The 19,079-nt window shown below is 65.1% G+C and carries 22 protein-coding genes; 8 read left to right on the plus strand and 14 right to left on the minus strand.

Going from position 1 to position 19,079, the window contains the following annotated elements:
- Positions 1-29 precede the first annotated feature (29 nt).
- A complete protein-coding gene (locus tag ACQR10_RS20390; protein WP_315804519.1) occupies positions 30-311 on the minus strand; it encodes a hypothetical protein in 282 nt (93 codons plus the stop codon).
- Positions 312-525: 214 nt separating this feature from the next.
- Positions 526-846, minus strand: coding sequence for a hypothetical protein (locus ACQR10_RS20395; protein WP_315804520.1), 321 nt, complete (start codon positions 844-846; stop codon positions 526-528).
- A gap of 169 nt (positions 847-1,015) precedes the next feature.
- Between ACQR10_RS20395 and ACQR10_RS20400 the strand changes: the two genes are divergently transcribed.
- The 3 genes from ACQR10_RS20400 (at position 1,016) to bfr (ending at position 2,363) form a co-directional block, all read left to right on the plus strand.
- Entirely contained in the window at positions 1,016-1,285 is a 270-nt protein-coding gene (locus tag ACQR10_RS20400) for a hypothetical protein (protein WP_316217622.1), read from the plus strand.
- A 187-nt stretch (positions 1,286-1,472) separates the two neighbouring features.
- Complete coding sequence (locus ACQR10_RS20405) at positions 1,473-1,757, plus strand: (2Fe-2S)-binding protein (RefSeq protein ID WP_315804522.1); 285 nt, start codon at positions 1,473-1,475, stop codon at positions 1,755-1,757.
- 120 nt (positions 1,758-1,877) lie between these two features.
- Positions 1,878-2,363: a bacterioferritin gene (gene bfr, locus ACQR10_RS20410; protein ID WP_315717837.1), complete on the plus strand. Its 486-nt coding sequence runs from the start codon at positions 1,878-1,880 to the stop codon at positions 2,361-2,363.
- A gap of 93 nt (positions 2,364-2,456) precedes the next feature.
- Here bfr and ACQR10_RS20415 read toward each other — a convergent pair whose 3' ends face one another.
- From ACQR10_RS20415 to ACQR10_RS20435, 5 genes are all read right to left on the minus strand, one after another.
- Entirely contained in the window at positions 2,457-2,768 is a 312-nt protein-coding gene (locus ACQR10_RS20415) for a DUF3240 family protein (protein ID WP_315804523.1), read from the minus strand.
- The gene (locus ACQR10_RS20420; RefSeq protein WP_316217621.1) at positions 2,765-5,839 is read right to left on the minus strand and encodes an efflux RND transporter permease subunit; all 3,075 of its coding nucleotides are present in this window, start codon (positions 5,837-5,839) and stop codon (positions 2,765-2,767) included. Before ACQR10_RS20420 ends, ACQR10_RS20415 begins: the two co-directional genes overlap by 4 nt.
- The gene (locus ACQR10_RS20425; protein ID WP_315804357.1) at positions 5,840-6,961 is read right to left on the minus strand and encodes an efflux RND transporter periplasmic adaptor subunit; all 1,122 of its coding nucleotides are present in this window, start codon (positions 6,959-6,961) and stop codon (positions 5,840-5,842) included.
- A gap of 164 nt (positions 6,962-7,125) precedes the next feature.
- A complete protein-coding gene (locus ACQR10_RS20430) occupies positions 7,126-7,479 on the minus strand; it encodes a hypothetical protein (RefSeq protein ID WP_316217620.1) in 354 nt (117 codons plus the stop codon).
- Positions 7,480-7,500: 21 nt separating this feature from the next.
- Positions 7,501-8,562 (minus strand): alpha/beta fold hydrolase, encoded by a 1,062-nt coding sequence (locus ACQR10_RS20435; RefSeq protein ID WP_316217618.1) that lies wholly within the window; start codon positions 8,560-8,562, stop codon positions 7,501-7,503.
- Positions 8,563-8,658: 96 nt separating this feature from the next.
- Here ACQR10_RS20435 and ACQR10_RS20440 point away from each other — a divergent pair, with 96 nt between their 5' ends.
- Positions 8,659-8,931, plus strand: a complete 273-nt coding sequence (locus ACQR10_RS20440; RefSeq protein WP_316177828.1) for a DUF2277 domain-containing protein — start codon at positions 8,659-8,661, stop codon at positions 8,929-8,931.
- A 29-nt stretch (positions 8,932-8,960) separates the two neighbouring features.
- On the opposite strand, the gene ACQR10_RS20445 is transcribed toward ACQR10_RS20440, so the two are convergent.
- Positions 8,961-9,488, minus strand: coding sequence for a collagen-like protein (locus ACQR10_RS20445; RefSeq protein ID WP_316177830.1), 528 nt, complete (start codon positions 9,486-9,488; stop codon positions 8,961-8,963).
- Between the two features lie 161 nt (positions 9,489-9,649).
- The gene (locus ACQR10_RS20450; RefSeq protein ID WP_316217617.1) at positions 9,650-9,919 is read right to left on the minus strand and encodes a helix-turn-helix domain-containing protein; all 270 of its coding nucleotides are present in this window, start codon (positions 9,917-9,919) and stop codon (positions 9,650-9,652) included.
- A gap of 450 nt (positions 9,920-10,369) precedes the next feature.
- On the opposite strand from ACQR10_RS20450, the gene ACQR10_RS20455 reads away from it, so the two are divergent.
- A complete protein-coding gene (locus ACQR10_RS20455; protein ID WP_315804362.1) occupies positions 10,370-10,810 on the plus strand; it encodes a hypothetical protein in 441 nt (146 codons plus the stop codon).
- Between the two features lie 73 nt (positions 10,811-10,883).
- Here the strand turns inward: ACQR10_RS20455 and ACQR10_RS20460 are convergent, their stop codons facing one another.
- Both ACQR10_RS20460 and ACQR10_RS20465 read right to left on the minus strand, forming a co-directional pair.
- A complete protein-coding gene (locus tag ACQR10_RS20460; protein ID WP_316216558.1) occupies positions 10,884-12,041 on the minus strand; it encodes an IS481 family transposase in 1,158 nt (385 codons plus the stop codon).
- A gap of 901 nt (positions 12,042-12,942) precedes the next feature.
- Complete coding sequence (locus ACQR10_RS20465) at positions 12,943-13,485, minus strand: mismatch-specific DNA-glycosylase (protein ID WP_316217616.1); 543 nt, start codon at positions 13,483-13,485, stop codon at positions 12,943-12,945.
- 108 nt (positions 13,486-13,593) lie between these two features.
- Here ACQR10_RS20465 and ACQR10_RS20470 point away from each other — a divergent pair, with 108 nt between their 5' ends.
- On the plus strand, positions 13,594-14,214 hold the full coding sequence (locus ACQR10_RS20470) for a glutathione S-transferase family protein (RefSeq protein WP_316217615.1): 621 nt from the start codon (positions 13,594-13,596) through the stop codon (positions 14,212-14,214).
- Between the two features lie 162 nt (positions 14,215-14,376).
- On the opposite strand, the gene ACQR10_RS20475 is transcribed toward ACQR10_RS20470, so the two are convergent.
- The 3 genes from ACQR10_RS20475 to ACQR10_RS20485 form a co-directional block, all read right to left on the minus strand.
- Positions 14,377-14,646 carry a hypothetical protein gene (locus ACQR10_RS20475; RefSeq protein ID WP_315827115.1) on the minus strand — a complete coding sequence of 90 codons (270 nt, stop codon included), beginning with the start codon at positions 14,644-14,646 and terminating at the stop codon, positions 14,377-14,379.
- A gap of 194 nt (positions 14,647-14,840) precedes the next feature.
- Positions 14,841-15,098: a hypothetical protein gene (locus tag ACQR10_RS20480; protein WP_316217614.1), complete on the minus strand. Its 258-nt coding sequence runs from the start codon at positions 15,096-15,098 to the stop codon at positions 14,841-14,843.
- A 226-nt stretch (positions 15,099-15,324) separates the two neighbouring features.
- A complete protein-coding gene (locus tag ACQR10_RS20485; RefSeq protein ID WP_316217613.1) occupies positions 15,325-16,584 on the minus strand; it encodes an acyltransferase family protein in 1,260 nt (419 codons plus the stop codon).
- Between the two features lie 656 nt (positions 16,585-17,240).
- Here ACQR10_RS20485 and ACQR10_RS20490 point away from each other — a divergent pair.
- Positions 17,241-17,585 carry a hypothetical protein gene (locus ACQR10_RS20490; RefSeq protein ID WP_316217612.1) on the plus strand — a complete coding sequence of 115 codons (345 nt, stop codon included), beginning with the start codon at positions 17,241-17,243 and terminating at the stop codon, positions 17,583-17,585.
- Between the two features lie 204 nt (positions 17,586-17,789).
- The gene (locus ACQR10_RS20495; protein ID WP_316216447.1) at positions 17,790-18,902 is read left to right on the plus strand and encodes an IS4 family transposase; all 1,113 of its coding nucleotides are present in this window, start codon (positions 17,790-17,792) and stop codon (positions 18,900-18,902) included.
- Positions 18,903-19,079 lie beyond the last annotated feature (177 nt).

Here is a 19,079-nt window from a genome sequence, read left to right on the forward strand (position 1 = left end):
GGCTTGTTGCGAGCTATGCGTCGTCGGGATCAGTAGCAGACGCGAACCGGGCGGGACACCCAGCCATAACCGTCCCAATAGCGCTCACGACGCCACACGCACGGCGGCGGGCCCGGCGGAGGGGCTTCGACGTAGACCGGACCGCCATAGGCCGGACGGCTGGACGCGATCGCGCCGCCGAGCAGGGCGCCGCCGATCAGGCCGGCAGCCACGCCGGCACCGACGTCGCCGGCCTTGGCGGCCGGTGCCGTCATGCTCAGCGAACCGGCGATGGTCGCAACCGCAAGCACTGCGGTCAGGATCTTCTTCATGTTCCGAGATCTCCTGGAAGGCGCCCTCGCGAGCGCCGGGTTGGTGATTCACGCACGATCAGGGCCGTCAGCGTCGCGAGAAAACACGACAATCCGTCAACCCTTCGTAAACTCTGTCCGACCTGATGCGACGGAAAAACGGTTTTTTCTGGCCGTGTCAGCCGCCGTTCTCGAAATTCCGGTGCAAGGTCATGGAATTAATGAAGGTGAACGATCACTCGCAAACCCGGACGCGGCGAATCCGCCAGCCGTAGCCGTCCCAGAAGCGCTGGCGCTGCCAATAGCAGGCGTAGCCAGGATCGGCGATGTAGGCAGGCCCGCCGTAATAGGAGTAGCCCGGCCCGTAAGAATATCCGGGCCCATAATAATAGGGATTGCTGCCCGCAGCGATGGCGCCACCGATGAGGGCGCCGCCGAGCAGGCCGGCAGCGACACCAGCGGCGACACGACCATTGCGCGCTTCAGCAGGAGCAGGGGCCAGCGCTGCGGTCGACAGCGTCGCGACGGCGGCCAGAGCCGCAAGAGTCTTCTTCATGACCTTAACCTCTCTCACTCCAGGTCGGCGGATCGCGCATCAGGCGATACGGCAGGTTCACACATCCCGCTTGAATGATCAATGAACGGGCGCGTCCCATTGGACGACCCATCTCCGGGATACGTTCAATGCTGCATTGCACAAAAATCGCCGCCGGTCAGGAGCAGGCATGACCCCCGTGATGACGATCGTCGTGGCCATCGGATTGACCTCGGCCGCCTGCTACGCGCTGCTGGTTCGCGCCGGCCGCTGGCCCCACCACCGCCGCTCGTCCGCGGACAGCACCAGCGTCGATTCCGATGGGGCGTCCAGCTCCAGTCAGGGGAGCGGTGTCGCAAGTTGGTTTTCCAATACCTCGTCGGACGTGATGGGAAACCCGATCGACGGCGGAGGTGACAGTGGCGACGGTGGTGGAGGGGACGGTGGTGGGGGCGACTGAGTTGCAGCGGCTTGATCGCCGCCCGCCCATATTCGGCGGCAACTTTGATCTGCGGCAAGCTCGTATAGTTGGAGGCATTCTAGATTGATCGGGAAATTGGAATAGCTTCAAAAGCGCCGTTTTCCCTTTGCGCGGGTAGCTGCGGATGACTATCGATACCTGACCAAGGACGATTGGCCGGTTTCTCATGATTGTTTGTTCCTGCAACGTCATCAGCGATCACGACATCCGCAACGCGGTAAAGTCCGCGGACGAACTGCCGCGGAACCCGAAGCAGGTCTACGGTTGCCTGGGGTGCAGCGCGGAATGCGGCCGCTGTGCGCGCACGATCAAGACGATCATCGACGAGGCGCTGGGTCCCTGTGCCCGCGCCTGCCAGGCCGGCTGTCAGCACGGCCACCATCATGGGACGACGCCGGCGAAGGCGATCGATGACGACCTTCAGAGCCGTTTCGCGCTTGCTGCCTGCTGACAGGCATTGCACTCGGTCGCGTCGTTCTCCGCCCGAAAAATGCACATGAACGGGGGTCGTCTCCGCACTTCGAACCTGTTATTGAGCGCCTGCGGCCTCTAACTTTTTCGGAGCTTATCCATGCAGGGCGACCCCAAGGTCATCGAATATCTCAACAAGGGATTGCGCAGCGAGCTGACTGCCATCAACCAATATTGGCTGCACTATCGCCTGTTGAACAATTGGGGCCTTCTCGACATGGCGAAGGTCTGGCGCAAGGAATCCATCGAGGAGATGGAGCACGCCGACAAGTTCACCGACCGCATTCTCTTCCTCGACGGCTTCCCCAACATGCAGGTGCTCGATCCGCTGCGCATCGGCCAGAACGTCAAGGAGATCATCGAATGCGATCTCGCCGCCGAGATCGGTGCGCGGACGCTGTATCAGGAGGCCGCCACCTATTGCCACGGCGTCAAGGACTACGTGTCGCGCGACCTTTTCGAGCAACTGATGAAGGACGAGGAGCATCACATCGATTTCCTCGAGACCCAGCTCGACCTCATCAACCGCATCGGGCTCGAGCTCTACACGCAGAAGCACGTCGGCGGCCTTGAGAGCGAGCACTGACGGCGGCGGCGAGGGGGCAGTCCGCTTCGGAACGGGGCGATTCAGGGCTGGTGTTTCAAGCCTTGAATCGACCGCCTTCGACCTCGGGCGTGCCTACTGGATGATGCCGAAGGCGGTGACGGGCACGACCCAATAGACGAGCTGCGTTCCCGCAAACGCGCTCCTGAGCCGCTCCAGTAGCCGCTCGAGATCCTCTTCCGGCAACACGATCCGCACGACGACCTCGTCGGCATGTCCTTTCACCCGCTCTGCGGCGCTCCGCAGCCGGACGCGCGCGCCGTGTCCGGCCGCTTCCGAGGCGGTGAAGCCCGTCACGAGATCGGTCTGCTCGCTCAGATGGTCGAGCACCTCGCTGTGAAGCGCATCCGGCACGATCAGGGTCAGGCAGACGGCTTGGCTGCTCATGTCGCTTCCTTCGCAGCGGCGCCGTAGCGGCGATACAGGATCGGCAGCAGGATCAGCGTCAGCAGCGTGGACGACAGCAGGCCGCCGATCACGACGATCGCGAGCGGACGCTGGACCTCCGATCCGGGCCCCGATGCAAACAGCAGCGGGATCAATCCCAGCGCCGTGATGCTCGCCGTCATCAGCACAGGCCGCAGCCTGCGCTTGGCGCCTTCGACCACGATGCGCTGCTCGGGGACCCCGTGAGCGCGCAACTGGTTGAAGTAAGACACCAGCACGACACCGTTGAGCACCGCAATTCCGAGCAGGGCGATGAAGCCGACCGAGGCCGGGACGGACAGGTACTCGCCACTCAAGACCAGCGCGAACACGCCGCCGATCAGCGCAAACGGAATGTTGACGAGCACGAGCAGGGCCTGGCGCACCGAGCCGAACGTGGTGAAGAGCAGCACGAAGATCAAGCCGATCGCGACCGGCACCACGACGGACAGACGCGCGGCCGCACGCTGCTGGTTCTCGAACTGCCCGCCCCATGTCAGCCGATAGCCGGACGGCAGCGGCAGCTCGGTTGCGACCCTTTGCTGGGCCGCCTGGACGAAGCCGACCATGTCGCGGCCGCGGACATTGCTGCGAACCACGCTCATGCGGTTGCCGTCCTCCCGGTCGATCTTCACCGGGCCGTCGACGCGCTGGATGCGTGCGACCTGAGAGAGTGCGACATGCTGGCCGGACGCAAGCGTCAGCGGCAATGCCGCCAGCATCGTGGGAGCCTGCCGCGTGGCCTCGCTGCCGCGGACCAGGATCGGCGTCCGGCGTCCCTCCTCGAGCGCGGTGCCGATCGTCCGGCCTTCGATCTGCGTGCGCAGGGAGGCCGAGATCGAGTCCACCGTGAGCCCGAGGCGGCCCGCCTCCATGCGGTTGACGGCGATCGTGTAGTACTGCGCGCCTTCGTTGAGCGTCGTGTAGACGTCCTGGGCGCCGTCGATGTCGGACATGATCGCCGACAGCTTGGCTGCGATCTCGTTGAGCTTGGTGATGTCCGGGCCGAAGATCTTCACCGCGACGTCGCCGCGCACGCCGCTGATCATCTCCTGCACGCGCATGTCGATCGGCTGCGTGAAGCTGAGCGAGACGCCGGGAAAGCCGGTCAGGACCTCGCGAAGCTTCTCGAGCAGGGCATCCCGATCGCTGGTCTGCCTCTGGTCCGCCGGCTTGAGCACCAGGAACGTGTCGGTCTGATTGGGGCCCATCGGATCGAGCCCGAGCTCGTCGGAGCCGGTGCGCGCGATGATGCCGGCGACGTCGGGCACCTTCATCAGGGCCGCCTGCAGCCGGGCATTGATGGCGAGGGACTCGTCGAGATTGACGGACGGCAGCGTCTCCACGCTGACGATGACGTCGCCTTCGTCCATCGTCGGCATGAAGGTCTTGCCCAGCTGGGTGTAGCCATATCCTGCGGCAACGAGGCCGACCAGCGCCGCTATGATCACCTTGCGCTCGTTCCCGAGCGCCCAGTCGAGCGCGGGTGCATAGACGCGCTGCGCTGCGCGGATGAGAAATGGATCGTCATGCGACGCGGATGTGAGCACGAAGGATGTTGCGACCGGAAGCACCGTCAGCGCCAGCAGCAGCGACGCGGCCAGGGCGAAGATGATCGCCAGCGCGACCGGAATGAAGAGCTTGCCCTCCAGCCCCTGCAAGGTCAGCAGCGGAACGAACACGATGATGATGATCAGGACGCCCGAGGCGACCGGCTGCAGGACCTCGCAGACAGAGCGGTAGACGATGTGGATCAGCGGCGTGGTGCTTGCGTGATCGTGCTTGGCGAGATTGCCGACGATGTTCTCGACCACCACGACCAGCGCGTCGATCAGCATGCCGATTGCGATCGCAAGGCCGCCGAGACTCATCAGGTTGGCGGACATGCCGACAGCCCGCATCACGATCAGCGCCATTACGATCGCGAGCGGCAGGCTGAGCGCAATCACCAGCGAGGCGCGCCAATTGCCGAGGAACAGCAGCAGCAGCACGACGACGAGCACCGTGGCTTCGCCCAGCGCCCGGACCACCGTGCCGACGGCGCGGTTGACCAGCCGGCTGCGGTCGTAGAACACGTTGATGGTGACGCTGCTCGGCAGCGACGGCTTCAGCTCATCCAGCCGGGCCCGAACGTCGCGCACCAATTGTCCGGCGTTGGCGCCGCGCAAGCCGAGCACGAGCCCCTCGACCGTCTCGCCCTTGCCGTCTTTCGTGACGGCGCCATAGCGGGTGAGGGCGCCGATCTTGACCCGCGCGACGTCGCTGACCCGGATCGGGATTCCGTCGCGGGTGTCGACGATGATCGCGCGGATGTCGTCGATGCCGCGGATGCTGCCCTCGATGCGGACCAGCGCGCTGTCCTCGCCCTGGTTGACCCGCCCGGCACCGTCGTTGCGGCTGTTGGCCTCGATGGCCTTGCGAAACAGCTCGGACGAGATGCCGCGCGCCGCCAGCGCATCGTTCCGCGGCACGATTTCGAACGCGCGGACATAGCCGCCGAGCGCGTTGACGTCGGCGACCCCGGGCACGGTGCGCAGGGCCGGGCGGATGACCCAGTCGAGCAAGGTCCGGCGCTCGGCCAGCGACAGATCCGGACTGTCGATCGTGAACATGAACATCTCGCCCAGCGGACTGGTGATCGGCGCAAGGCCGCCGCTCACGCCCTCGGGGAAGTCGCGCGAAATGTTGGAGAGGCGCTCCGACACCTGATTGCGGGCCCAGTAGATGTCGGTGCCGTCCTCGAAGTCGACGGTGATGTCGGCCAGCGCATATTTGGTCGCCGAGCGCAGGATCTTCTTGTTCGGCAATCCGAGCAGCTCCAGCTCGATCGGGACCGTGATACGCTGCTCCACCTCCTCCGGCGTCAGGCCGGGGGCCTTCATGATGATCTTCACCTGGACCGGCGAGACGTCCGGGAAGGCATCGATCGGCAGGCTCGGCAGGACGACGGCGCCCGCGCCGATCACCAGCAGCGTGCTCAGGATGACGAAGAGCCGCTGCGACAGCGCGAATGCGACCAGCCGCTGCAGCATCTACTGTCCTAGTCGCGAGAGGATGCCGCGCAGCGCCGAGATGCCGCCGATGGCGATCTCGTCCTTGTCCGTGAGGGGGCCGGCGATGACGACGTGATCCTGATCCTCCGCGAGCAGCGTCACGGGGACGAGCCGGAAACCGCCTTCCGTGGCGACGAACACCGAGGTCTGCTCGCCGCGACGGACGAGGCCGCTATAGGGAATCTCCCATGCGCTTTCGCCTGCCGAGATGAAGCCGATGCGAGCGGCCGCCATCTGTCCGGAATGCAGCTCGCCATTGTTGGGAATCTCGGCGCGGACGAGAATGGTCTGCGTGGCGGCATCCGTGGTCTCGGACACCAGGATGACCTGGCCCGGTGTCGCATAGCCTTCGATGTCGACCTTGGCGCCCGTCTTGATCGCGCCGATGTTGGTCGCGGGAATCGCGATCTCGGCCCAGAGCGGCGACAGCCGCGCGAGCTTCACCAGGGACGCGGCCTGCTCCAGGCGCTGGCCCGGCGATACCGCGATCTCGACCACCGACGCAGCACGCGGCGCGGTGACGGTAAGCGTGGCGCTGATCGCCGCATCGCTGCTAAGCCGGGAGATCGCCTCGTCGGACAGACCGCTGATGTGCAGCATCTGCCGGCGTTCGGCGACGACGATGCTGGCCTGGCGCGCTTCCGCCTGGCTCGACTCCAGCACGCGTTGCGGGATGGCCTTGCCTTCGAACAGGTCGGCGTTGCGCTTCAGCTGCTGAGCCGCGAGGCCCTCCTGGGCCAGCGCATGCAGGTAGTCGCGCTGCAGTGAGACGAAGCTCGGACTTTCCAACGTAAGCAGCGGCTGTCCGACGGCCACGCGATCGCCGCGGGCGACGGCGAGGTTGGTGATCATCCCCGCGACCGGCGCGCTGACGACCCACAGCTGAGGCGTGGGAATGACGATCTGCGCGGGATAAGGCAGCGTCCTGTCCATCCGGCTGGAGATCGGATGCGTCACGCGCACGCCGAGGTTCTGCGCCTGGCTCGGCGTGAGCTTCAGCTCATCATCGCCTGACGCGGCGCAAGGCCCGACGACGAGAGCCAGCGCGAGAGCTGCGCGGCACAGACGGGCCGCAGACCGGTGGAGGAATCGCTTGGGCATCTCGACTAGGAATCTTCAGGTGCATGCATGACACATTCTGTACACTATTTCGGCCGATTTCCGCGACTGTTGACTTGGGTCAATCGGAGCTGGTCACGAACCCGGGAGGTTACTTCTCGTACCGCCAACGAGTCGCATTGGTGGCAGTCGCGCGCGCCAGCGTCTCACACGGCATCGGCTGGAACGAAACAGCTGATGATGATGTCGCCGCGGTGATGGGCGTACCACACCACGGCTTCGCCGATCGGGTTGCCGCGGTCGCGGATGATGGCGCGCTCCGGTACCGCCATCCATCGGCCCTCGATCGGTACCCAATAGGTGCCGTCGCGCACGTCATAGGTCGTGCGGTGGCCGTCGGAGATATCGCAGCACGGCACGCCGTTGGGCGCGATCACGCTCTTGAACCACGCGCGAATGTCGGGCGGGACATTGTCGAACTGCCCGTTGTCGAAGGCGGACGCCACGGTCGCGCAGGCGAGCGAGCCGATCGTGAGAGCAGCCACCACCATCCTGCGCATGCGCTGCTCCCTTTCGTCGATCTACATGCCGCGCTGCGGCGCCGTCGCCAGCAAGTCGCGCAGCGGCTCGGCGTAGAACTTCGCATTCCCGGTGGTCAGGTGGCCGCGCGTCTCGGCCGAGGTCGGGATGAGGAAGAGCTTGCCGTTGGCGACGCGCTTCATCGCGTCCACGGTCACACCGGTCTCCGGCGGGTTGCGTTCGTCGTCCGCTGAATTGATCAGCATCACGGTCGCCTTGATCTTGTCGAGATCGGCGGACGGATTGTAGTCGTGCGAGGAGTCCCACTGATAGATGAAGTCGTTGGCGTCGGTGGGGATCGGCGTGGCGAGCCGCTCCTCGACCAGCTTGTCGGCCTTGGCAGCGGTCGGCGCCGCGAGCTGGTAGGCGATGGTGCCGCCGGCCGAGGCGGTGGCGTAGGCCGTGACGGCGTATTTCATCATGCGCGGCTGTGCGGTGTAGTTGCCGCCGTTGTAGTCGGGATCGTTGCGGATCGTCTCCAGCATCAGCCGGCGCAGCATCCAGTTGCGGGCCGCCATCTCGGTCGGCTGCGAGGCCATCGGCACCGCCACGTCCATGAAGTCCGGATAGCGCGTGGCCCACACCCAGCTATGCATGCCGCCCATCGAATTGCCGATCACGAGCCGCAGGTGCTTGATGCCCAGCCCCTCGGTTAGCAGGCGGTGCTGCGCGTCGACCATGTCGGCATAGTCATAGGCGGGAAATTTCGTCTTCAGCCCGTCGGAGGGCTTTGACGATTTGCCGTGGCCGATGCTGTCGGGGATGATGATGTAGTACTTGCTCGCGTCGAGCGGCTGGTCCTTGCCGAACAATTCGCCGGCGAAGGTCGGCACCAGCATGCTTGCGCCGGAGCCGCCGGTGCCATGCAGCACCAGCACCGGCTGTCCGCTCGGCTCGCCGACCGTCGTATAGTGCAGCTTCAGCTCCGGCAGCGTTTCGCCGGTGTGAAACTTGAAATCCTTGACGACGAAGTCGCCCTGCTTCGGGGCGGGATAGTCGGCGGCGCGGGCCGGCGCGCAAAAAACGATGACGGCGGCAAAAACGGCGGCAAGCGGTCGAAACATGGACTCCCCCTGATCAAGCGCAGCTCTTCCGGCTGCGTCGGGGGCATGATAGCACGGTCCGCGACCTGGTTCAGTACCGGATTGATGGGACCCATCATGTGCCGCAACATCAAGACGCTGTTCAATTTCGAGCCGCCGGCGACCGAGGCTGAAATCCAGGCCTCGGCCCTGCAGTTCGTGCGCAAGCTGTCCGGCTTCAATGCGCCGTCGCAGGCGAACGAGGCCGCCTTCACCCGGGCGGTCGAGGAGGTGGCCGACGCCGCGCGGCGGCTCCTGACCTCGCTGCACACCCAGGCGCCGCCGCGCGACCGCGAGATCGAGGCGGCCAAGGCGCGGGAGCGCTCGGCGGCCAGGTTCGGCCCGCGCTGAGGCCCGCCGCACCCGGACGCAGCCGAAGCTCAGAAGCCCTCATCGTCGTGGTCGTCGCGGCCCTCGGCGTGTTTCTCGTGCTTCTTCTTTTTCTTGCCCTTCTTCTTTTTCTTCTTCTTCGGGAGGTCGATCTCGTGCGGATCGTCGTCCTCGAAGGCCTCGTCCAGCGCATCGTCATGCGTGGTGGCGGCGAAGATGTCGCGCACCGCGACCAGTTCGGCCTCGCGCTCATGCGCCTCGCGATCCCGCGCGCGCTTGTAGTCGTCATAGGCGGCGAAGATCTGCTCCAGCCAGGGCATCAGCTGATCGATCGTCGGCAAGGTGCCCGGCGGCCCCGGCTCGCCCTGCGGACCTTGCGGTCCGGCAGGTCCCGGCTTGCCGGGCGGACCGGCCTCGCCGCGCGGCCCCTGCGGACCGGGCCTGCCTTGCGGACCCGCCTTGCCGTCGGGACCCGGCTTGCCGCGCTGACCATCCGGTCCGCGCCGCCCGGGCTGCCCTTGCGGGCCACGTGGACCCACCAGGCCCTGCAGGCCGCGTCCGGCCGGATTCTTTGCCACTACCGCAACTCCGCTACACGTCTTTGATTCGCAGCGAAGCCTAACAGAGCGGCGACGACGGCAGCAATTGCAGCAGGGCTGCGAGGCCGATTGATCAACATCAATCGGCGCCGCATCCTGATGAGTTCCATGCGATGGGATATCGCGTGGCCGCCGTCGGATCAGGCCGAGTAGGCCGGCACCGCGATGCCGTCGGCCGTGTAGCTGCGGATCTTGTTGCGCAAGGTGCGCACGGGCATGCCGAGCAGCCTTGCGGCGTGGGTACGGTTGCCGTTGCAGCGCGCCAGGGTCTGCACGATCAGCTCGCGCTCGATCTCTGACAGGGGCGTGCCGATCAACAGCGGCAGGATTTCCGCCGCGGAGCGCGACGGTGGCATGGCAAGCGGCACGAGTGACGGACTTGCGGCTTCGGATGACAACTCTTGCGACATAACACCTCCCGATCAACGCCCGCGCCGACAGAAACGACGCGCAAACATCGAGACCAACTAAACATCCAGCCCGTAAATCACCGTGGTCGGACAAGGTTAATGGGGCCTTAACGCCGGCGCCCGGCGGCCTTGCACGCGCCAAATACCCCGAAATCGCCTTGGTTCTGCGCGGGTCTCGACCCATTTCGCCAGCGCCCGCGGCACATCCGGTCTGCTGGTCCGCATCCCGCCAACAGCCCTCCACACCATCCGGGCGGCTGACATTCGCACCGCCAAGTTCCTGCGCTGCTTTCTGCACTGCGAGCGCGTCATTTCGAACACACCGGCGGCGGCGCATGCGCGGTGCCGCGCAAAGGGCTAAATTCGGCCGGATCGATTCGCTTGATGGGGCGCGATCGTCACACGTGGCCATCGAATTACCTCAAGTTCACTTCGCTGGAGACTTCATCCATGAGAATTGCATCCTTCGTCCGTGGTCTGCTGGTGGCGCTGACGGCCGCAGCCTTCGCCGTCCTGCCGGCCACCGCGCGCGCGGACGGCGGCTTCATCACGCTGACCATCTACAAGGCGGGATGGATCATCGGCGGCTCCGGCGGCAGCGGCGTGTTGCATTTCCATGGCCGCGCCTATCCGCTGTCGACCGGCGGTCTCGACTGGGGCCTGGTGTTCGGCGGCTCGCGCACGGTGCTGCGCGGCCGCGTCAGCAACATCTGGCGTCCGTCCGACGTCGAGGGCGTCTACGGCGCCGCGGGTGCGGGCCTTGCCGTCGGCCGCGGCGTGCGCGGCATCGTTCTGACCAACCAGAAGGGCGCTGTGCTGGAGCTGTCGGGCGAGCAGATCGGGCTGCTGGCGAACGTCGATCTGTCGGGTCTGGCGATCACGATCAGGTAGTTGCGGTGGTGTTCGGTCAGTGCCGCGCGATGAGTTGCCATCGTTCGCCTGCTGTTTAGCCCGGAGACATAGCTTACACCTGTTCGGGGACATGGTTGACACTTTTGGGGTCACGCAAATCGATCGCTGCGATCTGATGAGCGGCAAAGAAAACTCCGAATTTTCCGTCTTGTCTGAGTGGACGAATAGCGAGTCGCTCACCGCGAAAGGCTTGAGGGACTTTCCAGAGCCGTCCCTCGAAACTGACATAGGCCTTCGTGCTCGACACGGAACGGACGATCTCCCCCTCGTCGTAGTCCACCGTCGGAAGGCGATCCGGCATGGTGCGTTGGCTGGGCCGATAGCGGCTTGCCGGCACATTGAAGTCGAGAGCCTCATGGGGGCGGTCGAGATTGTAGACGGCTCGCCATTCGTCGAGTGCCCGCTGGACATCGGGAAGGTCCCTGTAACGCTTGAAGGCAAAGACCTCGGCCTTCAGGCTGCGGTGGAAGCGTTCGTTCTTGCCGCGGCTCTGGGGATGATAGGGCCGGCTATGGATCGTTCGAACGCCGAGCTTCAGCAGCCAGACCGTCAACGCGGTCCAGGGGTCTTCGAGAGTAAAGCCCCAGGGGCCACCGTTGTCGACGAACATCGCATCCGGCAGTCCATAGCGGCGGAACGTCGTCTCCAAATGTCCTTTGACCGTAGAGCCGCGCTCATTGTCGCAGGCCGCCAGGCACAAGGAAAAGCGCGAGTGATCGTCCAGCGCGGTGAGCGGATGACAAGACACACCGTTCTCCAGCGCACTGTGTCCCTTGAAGTCCATCTGCCACAGCTGATTGGGCGCATCCTTCTCGAACCGCGTGTAGGGCTGCCCGGGCGTGCCGCCAGGCTCCGTCACCCGATCGTAGCGGCGCAGGATGTTATGCACGGTGGAGATCGCCGGGACAGCTTGCCCATCGCGATCGAGACGATGCGCGAGCTTGCGCGCGCCCCAGGCCGGGTGAGCATCGCGCAACGCGACAATCTGCTGCTCAGTCGCAGCTGCGGTGCGCTCCGGACTTCGATGCGGCCGCCGCGACCGGTCCGCCAGCGTCGTATCGCCGGCGTCAGACCGCTCGATCCATTTGTAGCCGGTCTGGGGGCTGATGCCGAACCGCCGACACAGCTGCCGCCGGTTGGCTCCCTCCTGCTTGGCAAGCATCACAAACTCTCGTCGCTGGTCCATGACAGACACCTCTCGCCACGGCATCGCTCGCCCCTTTGCTTGACGAATCGAGCCAATTTTGAGGTGTCAACCATGTCTCCGAACACCTGTCAGCCATGTCCCCGGGCTGAACACTGCACGGGCGATGACAGTTTTTCCTGAGGTGAGCGACTGCCAACATCGTCCATCTGCAGCGCGTGATTCCACGTTCTCGCCGCACCGCGTGCGCGAGGGATGCATCGTGAGAGCCCCGGTCGAAAATCGAGAGGGGCAGGGAAGGCCGGGAGCTCGCCGCTCCCATGGTCCGCGTGCAACAAAAAGCACGCGGCAGAACCACAGGTTCGGCGGAGACATCCCGGCCTTCCCTGCGCGCATGGTCTGACGGCTTATACGTGGTCTCCCTGGCGCGCCGGCTTGTTGGCCGCCATTGCACGCGCCACGCTTCCGCATGAGCACGCACGTGATACCAGCGTCGGGGTATCAGGACATCACGACTTCGCCGTACGTGACCGCCGGCGCTCGTCCGGCGCAGCGATCACGTCCACCGCGGCCCACCTCCACGTATCGTGACGACGCGTACGTCCCTCTGCATGAGGCGGGTTGAGCGAAAGCATCGTCCTGATTTGCCCGACGAGGCAAGTGTGCAGACCTGCGGCAAACTAACACGACGGGCAGTTGGTGCATGGGGCGCATGCGCGGATTGCCCGTCGGGCGAACGATGCTTGTTTGGCCCTTGGTCATGCCTGAACCGCACCGTCGCTGGCGCAGGGATGAGTTACAAGCTGCTCGTCATGCACCGCGCAGAGGTGTGTCGGGTGGGCAAAGGCGCGCCACGTCGCTGGTGGAGTGACGGGCTCTATCACGCGCTGTGCCCACCATCCTGCTGTCGCGTGTGCTGATCGACGGTGGGCACGCGACCGCCCTGCGGGCGGCTGCTTTGCCCACCCTACCGATTCTCATCGACTGCGGTGACAGGCGCTGCGTTAGACGCGATCCCGGTGACATGCGCCGCGAGCTCGCGCCACGGCTGCAACGTCCACGCACCCGAGGCCGCGCCGGAGGGCGAGGCGAGCACGAACACGACCGGGAAATCATCCTGCTCCGGCTGTCGCCCGAGCGCGATCGCGCCGGTCGGCCGGCCGTAGAACAGGCTCGCGGCCTTCTTGCTGGTGAAGGCGACCGTCGCCGGCCGATGGCGCCGGATCTTCGCGGCAAAGCCGGCGACGTCGACGCCGGCCTTCAGCGCGACATGGTCCATGCCCGCGCCCTGCTTGCACAGATCGGTGAAGCCGATGCCGAGCGACAGCAGCGCCGGAAACTCCTGCGGTTGGTACAGCCGCGGCGTCAGGCCGATTGCCTGCAGCGTGCGCCAGAAGCGGTTGCCGGGATGAGCGTAGTAGTGTCCGGTCGCGGCTGACCGTTCGCTCGCGGCGGTGCCGACGAAGACGAGGCGCAGGCCGGGCTGGAGCTGATCGGGCAGGCGGTCCATGGCGTCGTTGTCGCATTGTTGCGGTCGCCGCAACAGCCTGTTGCCGGCGGGCTGCATTGTTGCCGCGATGCCCCTGGTCTATGTGACAGGAAGCCACGGGAGCACCTGATGTCACAACGTCGTCTGTATCATTTCGCCCTCTCCGGCCACGCGCATCGCGCGCGGCTGATGCTGAGCCTGCTCGGCCTGCCTTGCGAGCTCATCGAGGTCGACCTCAAGGGCGGCGCGCACAAGCGGCCGGACTTTCTTGCGCTCAATCCGTTCGGCCAGGTGCCGGTGCTGGTCGACGGCGATGCCGTGATCCCCGATTCCAACGCGATCCTGGTCTATCTCGCCGGCCGCTATGACGGCGCGGCCAAATGGCTGCCGCACGATCCGTTCGGCCAGGCCCAGGTGCAGCGCTGGCTGTCGGCCGCGGCCGGTCCGCTCGCGTTCGGCCCGGCGGCGGCGCGGGTTGCGACCCTGTTCGGCGCGCCGCTGGACATGGCGAGGGCGCACCAGCTCGCCCACGGCCTGTTCACGGTGATGGAAGGCGAGCTCTCTGCGCGGCCATATCTCGCCGGCGCGGCGCCGACCATCGCCGACGTCGCGCTGTTCAGCTACACCGCGCACGCGCCCGAAGGCGGCGTGTCGCTGACGCCGTTCCCGAACGTGCAGGCGTGGCTGGCGCGGATCAGGGATCTGCCAGGCTTCGTGCCGATGCCGGCGAGCGCGGTCAGCGCAGCCTGACCGGCGCTAGATCATGATGCGATTCCACGGAATCGCATCATGATCTCATCTCCTTGTTTGAGCATGATCTCCGCGCAAACGCCTTCGGCGTTTGTCGCGAGGGAAAACCGGCTTCCACTTTTCCGGATCATGCTCTCATGCACGACGGTGTGCGAACGCCGCTTACAGGAAGCAGCGGCGCTCGTCGCGCAGCTTGAGCTGGATGTTGGTCGCCTCGACGAAGGTCGGCACCGGCTTGGACACGATCTTGTAGGTCGACGGCCACTCCACCGGCTTGGACTGCAGCTCGGTGTTCCAGATCTGGCAGATGCCGGTGTTGTCCCAGCGGATCACGTAGTAGCCGGACTTGGGCGCAGGCGCGGCGAAGGCGGTGGGCACGATGGAGGCGGCAGCAATGGCCGCGGCGGCGGCGAGCGTGGTCAGGCGACGCATCATCAATCTCCTCAAACGAAACAACGACAATCGCCCGCCCGCGCGGGCCACCGGCCGTGCGGCCGGACCAAGGCGAAAGTGGTGCGACAAAAGCGCGCGCAACGCAAGCTTGCGCGTGCCGTCATTCACAGCGATGTCCGGGATGTGAACGACGACATGCCGCCGTCACATGATGCCATCAGGCGGGCGCGGGCTCAGAGCGTGCAGCGGCCCTGCTGACGCAGCCTGATCTGCCGGGTCACGGCGTCGTTGAACGTCGGCACAGGCGGACTGATGACCTGATAGCTCGACGGCCATGCGACCGGCTTGAATGCGAAGGCCTCGCTCCAGACCTGGCAGATGCCGGTATTGTCCCAGCGGATGATGTAGTAGCCGGCCTGCGCCGGCGCGGCGGCCAGCAGGGTGGCCGCGGCGAGGCCTGCGGCCAAACAGACTGTGGTGAAACGAGGCATCGTGAAAACTCCGGCAACAAACTGGCCCCAGCCCGCGGCCGGCCCTATGTCGGAGCGGTCTCGTTCATTTTGAAGGCAGCCGCGCAGGAATCATGCGGCAAAAGCGCGCGATCACGGCTGACGAGGCGGATGGCAGCGAACGGAGCCTCACCGGATGCGCGGCGCGCCGCATGGATTGCGGCCGCCGCCATCCGACGCCGTCACGTCGGCGACGTCGGCGCGAGCGTCAGGGGCGGACGGTCTCGGTGCCTTGGCGGGAGGAGAACCTGAGATCCGCCGCGAAGCTCGCTGTCGGGACGAAAGCCGGGACCACGCCGATGGGGGGCGGCTGCGAGGCCACCGGCCGCGCGCGGCGGCGCAGGAAGTGGCGCTCGAGATAGGCGTAGGACAGCGTGGCCGCCAGGACCGACAGCGGCAGCCCGATCGCGAGCCGCAGCGGCCACCACACGCCGTAGCTGTCGAGGAAATTCAGGATCGGCAGGTGCCAGAGATAGATGCCGTAGAAGATCCGTCCGAGGAAGAGCGCGACCGGCCATTCGAAGATGCGGTGGACAATCGTGCCGTGGCTGCGCGCCAGCATGGTCAGAGCGAGGATGCCGGGAAGCACGCCGCACACCATGCTGCCGAACAGATAGTAGTTCATGCTCGGTCCGTCCGCCGGCCAGAACAGGAAGGTGACCGTGCCCCAATAGATCAGCAGCGGCCACGCCAGCTTCGGCCAGAGCCGGTCGAGCGCGGGTGAGGCGCCGTGCGGCACCAGCCTGAGCACGACGGCCATCGCGCAGCCCGCCATCAGGGCGTCGGCGCGGGTGTCGAACGCGGTGTAGAGCCGCCGCCATTCGGCGCCATCGAGCACCAGCGCGACGCGCCAGGCCCAGATCGCGGCCGCAATGGCACAGATGGCGCCGACCAGCCGCCAGGTGACGCCGAAGCGCTTCACCAGGAATACGAATGTCAGCGGCCACAGCAGATAGAACTGCTCCTCGGTCGACAAGGTCCAGGTGTGGCCGATGTCCTCGATCGTCTTCGGATCGAACACGTACCAGTAGTTGGAAATATAGGAGAGCGCGATCGCGGCGCGCTCCACCGCCGGCAGGAATGGCGGCCGCAGCAGCCAGGTGAACAGCAGGTAGGCGGCGAGCATCAGCAGCAGCGGCGGCACGATCCGGGCGAAGCGTCGCGCATAGAACTGCCGGAACCTGATGTGGCCGTGCTTGTCGATGTCGCGCAGCAGCAGGCCGGTGATGTAATAGGCGCTGGCGACGAAGAACAGGTCGATATAGAGCACCGCGCCCGGCACGAGCGTATGCGAGACATGCGCCGTGACAACGCCCAGGGTCATCAGCCCGCGCATGCCGTCATGCGAGGGAACGTAGCCGAGCGGATAGACCTGGGCCTGGAAGGCCTCCCGGATCGCCTCCCGCAACGGCGCCGTGGCGGCGGCCGCGAGGCGGAACAGGGCATGAATCGGCCATGGATAAAACATTTATCGTGAGATTTTCGGAGATAATGTTTCGGACTATTAAATCCTATTTAAAAATTAAATAACCTGCAAGTAGCGAAATAGCAGGGCGGCTGTCATGACGACGCAGGGTTGCGATGAAATGAGGCACGTCGCCGGATGCGGCGGCAGATGACGGCGTCAGTGCAAGTGAAGGCGAGGGAACTCGCGATGCCGATGCGGAGGCGGCGACGGTGTGTGGCGCGGTCGGCGTATTCCGCTCGTCTCGTCTTCGCCGCCTGCAATCGGCATCACCATCGCCGGACGACCATCGTAGCCATTGACTGTCGCCTCACCGGCAGAACCGCAGGGTGGGCAAAGCAAAGCGACGTCTTGCTCACTGCATCACCACGCGCCGGCGGGAGCGTACCCACCATGTCCACCGCGGCGGGCACGCCTCCGCCGTCGCTCTGCGAGCGCCGTCGAACGCTCTGCCCGCCCTACGGTGTCGCGATCGCCGCAACGCCCTCGATCAGCATCTTCCGGAGTGCGAGCGCCCATACGGCGAATGCGCGTCAACCACGTCGTTGGTGTGCAACGCAGATTAACAATCTTTAGTTGTGAATTGCGGATTTGAAGTTTAAGATCGTCGATTGTTTGAGTGCAGCCAATTTTTGAGTGTCATTTCAACGGAGCTTGTCATGGAAGAAGCGCATATCAAGGCATTCGAGGCTCTGCCCCAGTCCACCTCGTGCAGGATCATCACGTTCGACAGCGCGACCGTGGTGCCCGGCATCGTTCCGGACACCTACTTCCTGATCGTCACCGGCACCAAGCCCTGGGTCACGATGAAGGTCGAATTGCATCCGCTGATCTATATCCGGCAACCCGAATATTGGGGCATCGAGGTGGTCGGCTGCCAGAGCGGCATCGGCCTGCCGCAGCCGGCGCCGTATCACGTGGTCCTCGACATCACGCATGTGCGCGGCAAAAAGGGGATCGAGGTGATCGGCGCCACCAGCAGGAAGCAGATCAACGTGCCGTAGGAAGGTCGATGGTCGGGTGGCCCACTGGTCCACAGCCACGCCTGGACGTAACGCGGCCGAGCATGGCGCCGCGCGATACAGCGCCCTCGCCCCTTGTGGGAGAGGGCATGTAGGACAGAGCGGCATACGCGGTCGGGTGAGGGGTATCTCTCATTGGCGCTAACTTACCATTTTGCTGCCGGAAATGGATGATTCCTCGGTCGAGTGACTGACGAATCGCTTTCGAACGCCGAATGGCTGCGCACTATCGCTCGGTTGGGCGGCGCTGACCTGCTTGAGCATGAGGCTCGGGAATTTGGGGCTTTCAAACGAGCCCGCAAGGTCGAATGTGCCGTGGATCAGCTGCGGCTGGTGCTCGCGTATTGTTGGGGGACGCGCGGGCTGCGATTGACCGCCGCATGGGCTGAGGCGATGGGACTTGCCTCATTGTCGAATGTCGCGCTTCTCAAGCGGCTACGCAACTCGGCGGATTGGCTCGAACAACTGGTCAGCCGGCTGCTCGTTGGGAGCGCAGGTGAGACCTGCCTGGCCGCGGCGAAAGGCCGACCGGTCCGTCTTGTGGATGCCACGGCGGTGGCAAAAGCCGGCCGCAATGATCGAGAATCCGGCGGCGTATGGCGGATACATTCAGCCTTCGATCTGGCGAGCGAACGCTTTACCGCCTTCGAACTGACGGATGAGAGCGAGGGCGAGGTCATCGATCGCGCCGGTGTCGTGCCGGGCGAAATTCGCGTCGGCGATCGTGCCTATCTGCAGCCCGATCGGGTCGCCAAGGTGCTTGCTGAAAGCGCTGATATCGTAGTGCGCGCCAAATGGAATGGCGCTCGTTGGCTCGACGCCGACGCGAACCGTCTCGATCTCATTGCTCTGCTAAAAAAGTCGCGTGGCAAGGGACTGGTTGATCGGCCCGTCTGGATCAAGGCTTCGGCGAAAGAGCCTATCGCATTACGTCTGGTGGCGATCCGAAAGCCGAAGCAGGCGCGCGATGCCACGATCGAAAAGATCACGCGCCGGGCACGAGACATGGGCCGCAAGCTGCAGCCCGAGACGTTGGTCGCGGCCGAATGGGTCATCATCATCACCTCGCTCGATCGCGATGAATATCCACTTCCAGCAATCAGCAGCCTCTATCGATTGCGGTGGCGCATCGAGATCGCCTTCAAGCATCTCAAGAGCAGTATCGGCCTCGCGCGACCACCGGGCGAGGATCCCAGGAGTGCGAGAGCGCACATCCTCTGTCATCTTCTGCTGGCGCTGCTGACCGAGCCGCTCATCGCGGAACATCTCGGTGACTCTCCCCGCCGGGAGGCCGCGTGAAGAACGGCGTCTGGCGCCTATTGCGCTTGATCGTCGAGGCCCTCGTCGACGCCGTCATCCCCAAACCCGACGTGCAAACGTTGCAGGCCGCTGCGCGGAACATTCAACGCCATCTCCAAGAGCCGCCAAGAAAACGAGAATACCAAGCGCTAATTTGGTAAGTTAGCGCCAATGGGG

Origin of the sequence: Bradyrhizobium sp. HKCCYLRH2060 (assembly GCF_051168135.1) — a bacterium.
Taxonomy (GTDB): Bacteria; Pseudomonadota; Alphaproteobacteria; order Rhizobiales; family Xanthobacteraceae; genus Bradyrhizobium.

Excerpts from the sequence above, each read along its gene's own strand:
- ACQR10_RS20460 (WP_316216558.1), bottom strand. The coding sequence starts at position 12,041 with ATGCCGTGGCGAGAGGTGTCTGTCATGGACCAGCGACGAGAGTTTGTG.
- ACQR10_RS20440 (WP_316177828.1), top strand. The coding sequence starts at position 8,659 with ATGTGCCGCAACATCAAGACGCTGTTCAATTTCGAGCCGCCGGCGACC.
- ACQR10_RS20455 (WP_315804362.1), top strand. The coding sequence starts at position 10,370 with ATGAGAATTGCATCCTTCGTCCGTGGTCTGCTGGTGGCGCTGACGGCC.
- ACQR10_RS20485 (WP_316217613.1), bottom strand. The coding sequence starts at position 16,584 with ATGTTTTATCCATGGCCGATTCATGCCCTGTTCCGCCTCGCGGCCGCC.
- ACQR10_RS20425 (WP_315804357.1), bottom strand. The coding sequence starts at position 6,961 with ATGCCCAAGCGATTCCTCCACCGGTCTGCGGCCCGTCTGTGCCGCGCA.
- ACQR10_RS20480 (WP_316217614.1), bottom strand. The coding sequence starts at position 15,098 with ATGCCTCGTTTCACCACAGTCTGTTTGGCCGCAGGCCTCGCCGCGGCC.
- ACQR10_RS20420 (WP_316217621.1), bottom strand. The coding sequence starts at position 5,839 with ATGCTGCAGCGGCTGGTCGCATTCGCGCTGTCGCAGCGGCTCTTCGTC.
- ACQR10_RS20450 (WP_316217617.1), bottom strand. The coding sequence starts at position 9,919 with ATGTCGCAAGAGTTGTCATCCGAAGCCGCAAGTCCGTCACTCGTGCCG.
- ACQR10_RS20400 (WP_316217622.1), top strand. The coding sequence starts at position 1,016 with ATGACCCCCGTGATGACGATCGTCGTGGCCATCGGATTGACCTCGGCC.
- ACQR10_RS20390 (WP_315804519.1), bottom strand. The coding sequence starts at position 311 with ATGAAGAAGATCCTGACCGCAGTGCTTGCGGTTGCGACCATCGCCGGT.
- ACQR10_RS20470 (WP_316217615.1), top strand. The coding sequence starts at position 13,594 with ATGTCACAACGTCGTCTGTATCATTTCGCCCTCTCCGGCCACGCGCAT.
- ACQR10_RS20435 (WP_316217618.1), bottom strand. The coding sequence starts at position 8,562 with ATGTTTCGACCGCTTGCCGCCGTTTTTGCCGCCGTCATCGTTTTTTGC.
- ACQR10_RS20415 (WP_315804523.1), bottom strand. The coding sequence starts at position 2,768 with ATGAGCAGCCAAGCCGTCTGCCTGACCCTGATCGTGCCGGATGCGCTT.
- ACQR10_RS20490 (WP_316217612.1), top strand. The coding sequence starts at position 17,241 with ATGGAAGAAGCGCATATCAAGGCATTCGAGGCTCTGCCCCAGTCCACC.
- ACQR10_RS20475 (WP_315827115.1), bottom strand. The coding sequence starts at position 14,646 with ATGCGTCGCCTGACCACGCTCGCCGCCGCCGCGGCCATTGCTGCCGCC.
- ACQR10_RS20395 (WP_315804520.1), bottom strand. The coding sequence starts at position 846 with ATGAAGAAGACTCTTGCGGCTCTGGCCGCCGTCGCGACGCTGTCGACC.
- ACQR10_RS20430 (WP_316217620.1), bottom strand. The coding sequence starts at position 7,479 with ATGCGCAGGATGGTGGTGGCTGCTCTCACGATCGGCTCGCTCGCCTGC.
- ACQR10_RS20465 (WP_316217616.1), bottom strand. The coding sequence starts at position 13,485 with ATGGACCGCCTGCCCGATCAGCTCCAGCCCGGCCTGCGCCTCGTCTTC.
- ACQR10_RS20405 (WP_315804522.1), top strand. The coding sequence starts at position 1,473 with ATGATTGTTTGTTCCTGCAACGTCATCAGCGATCACGACATCCGCAAC.
- bfr (WP_315717837.1), top strand. The coding sequence starts at position 1,878 with ATGCAGGGCGACCCCAAGGTCATCGAATATCTCAACAAGGGATTGCGC.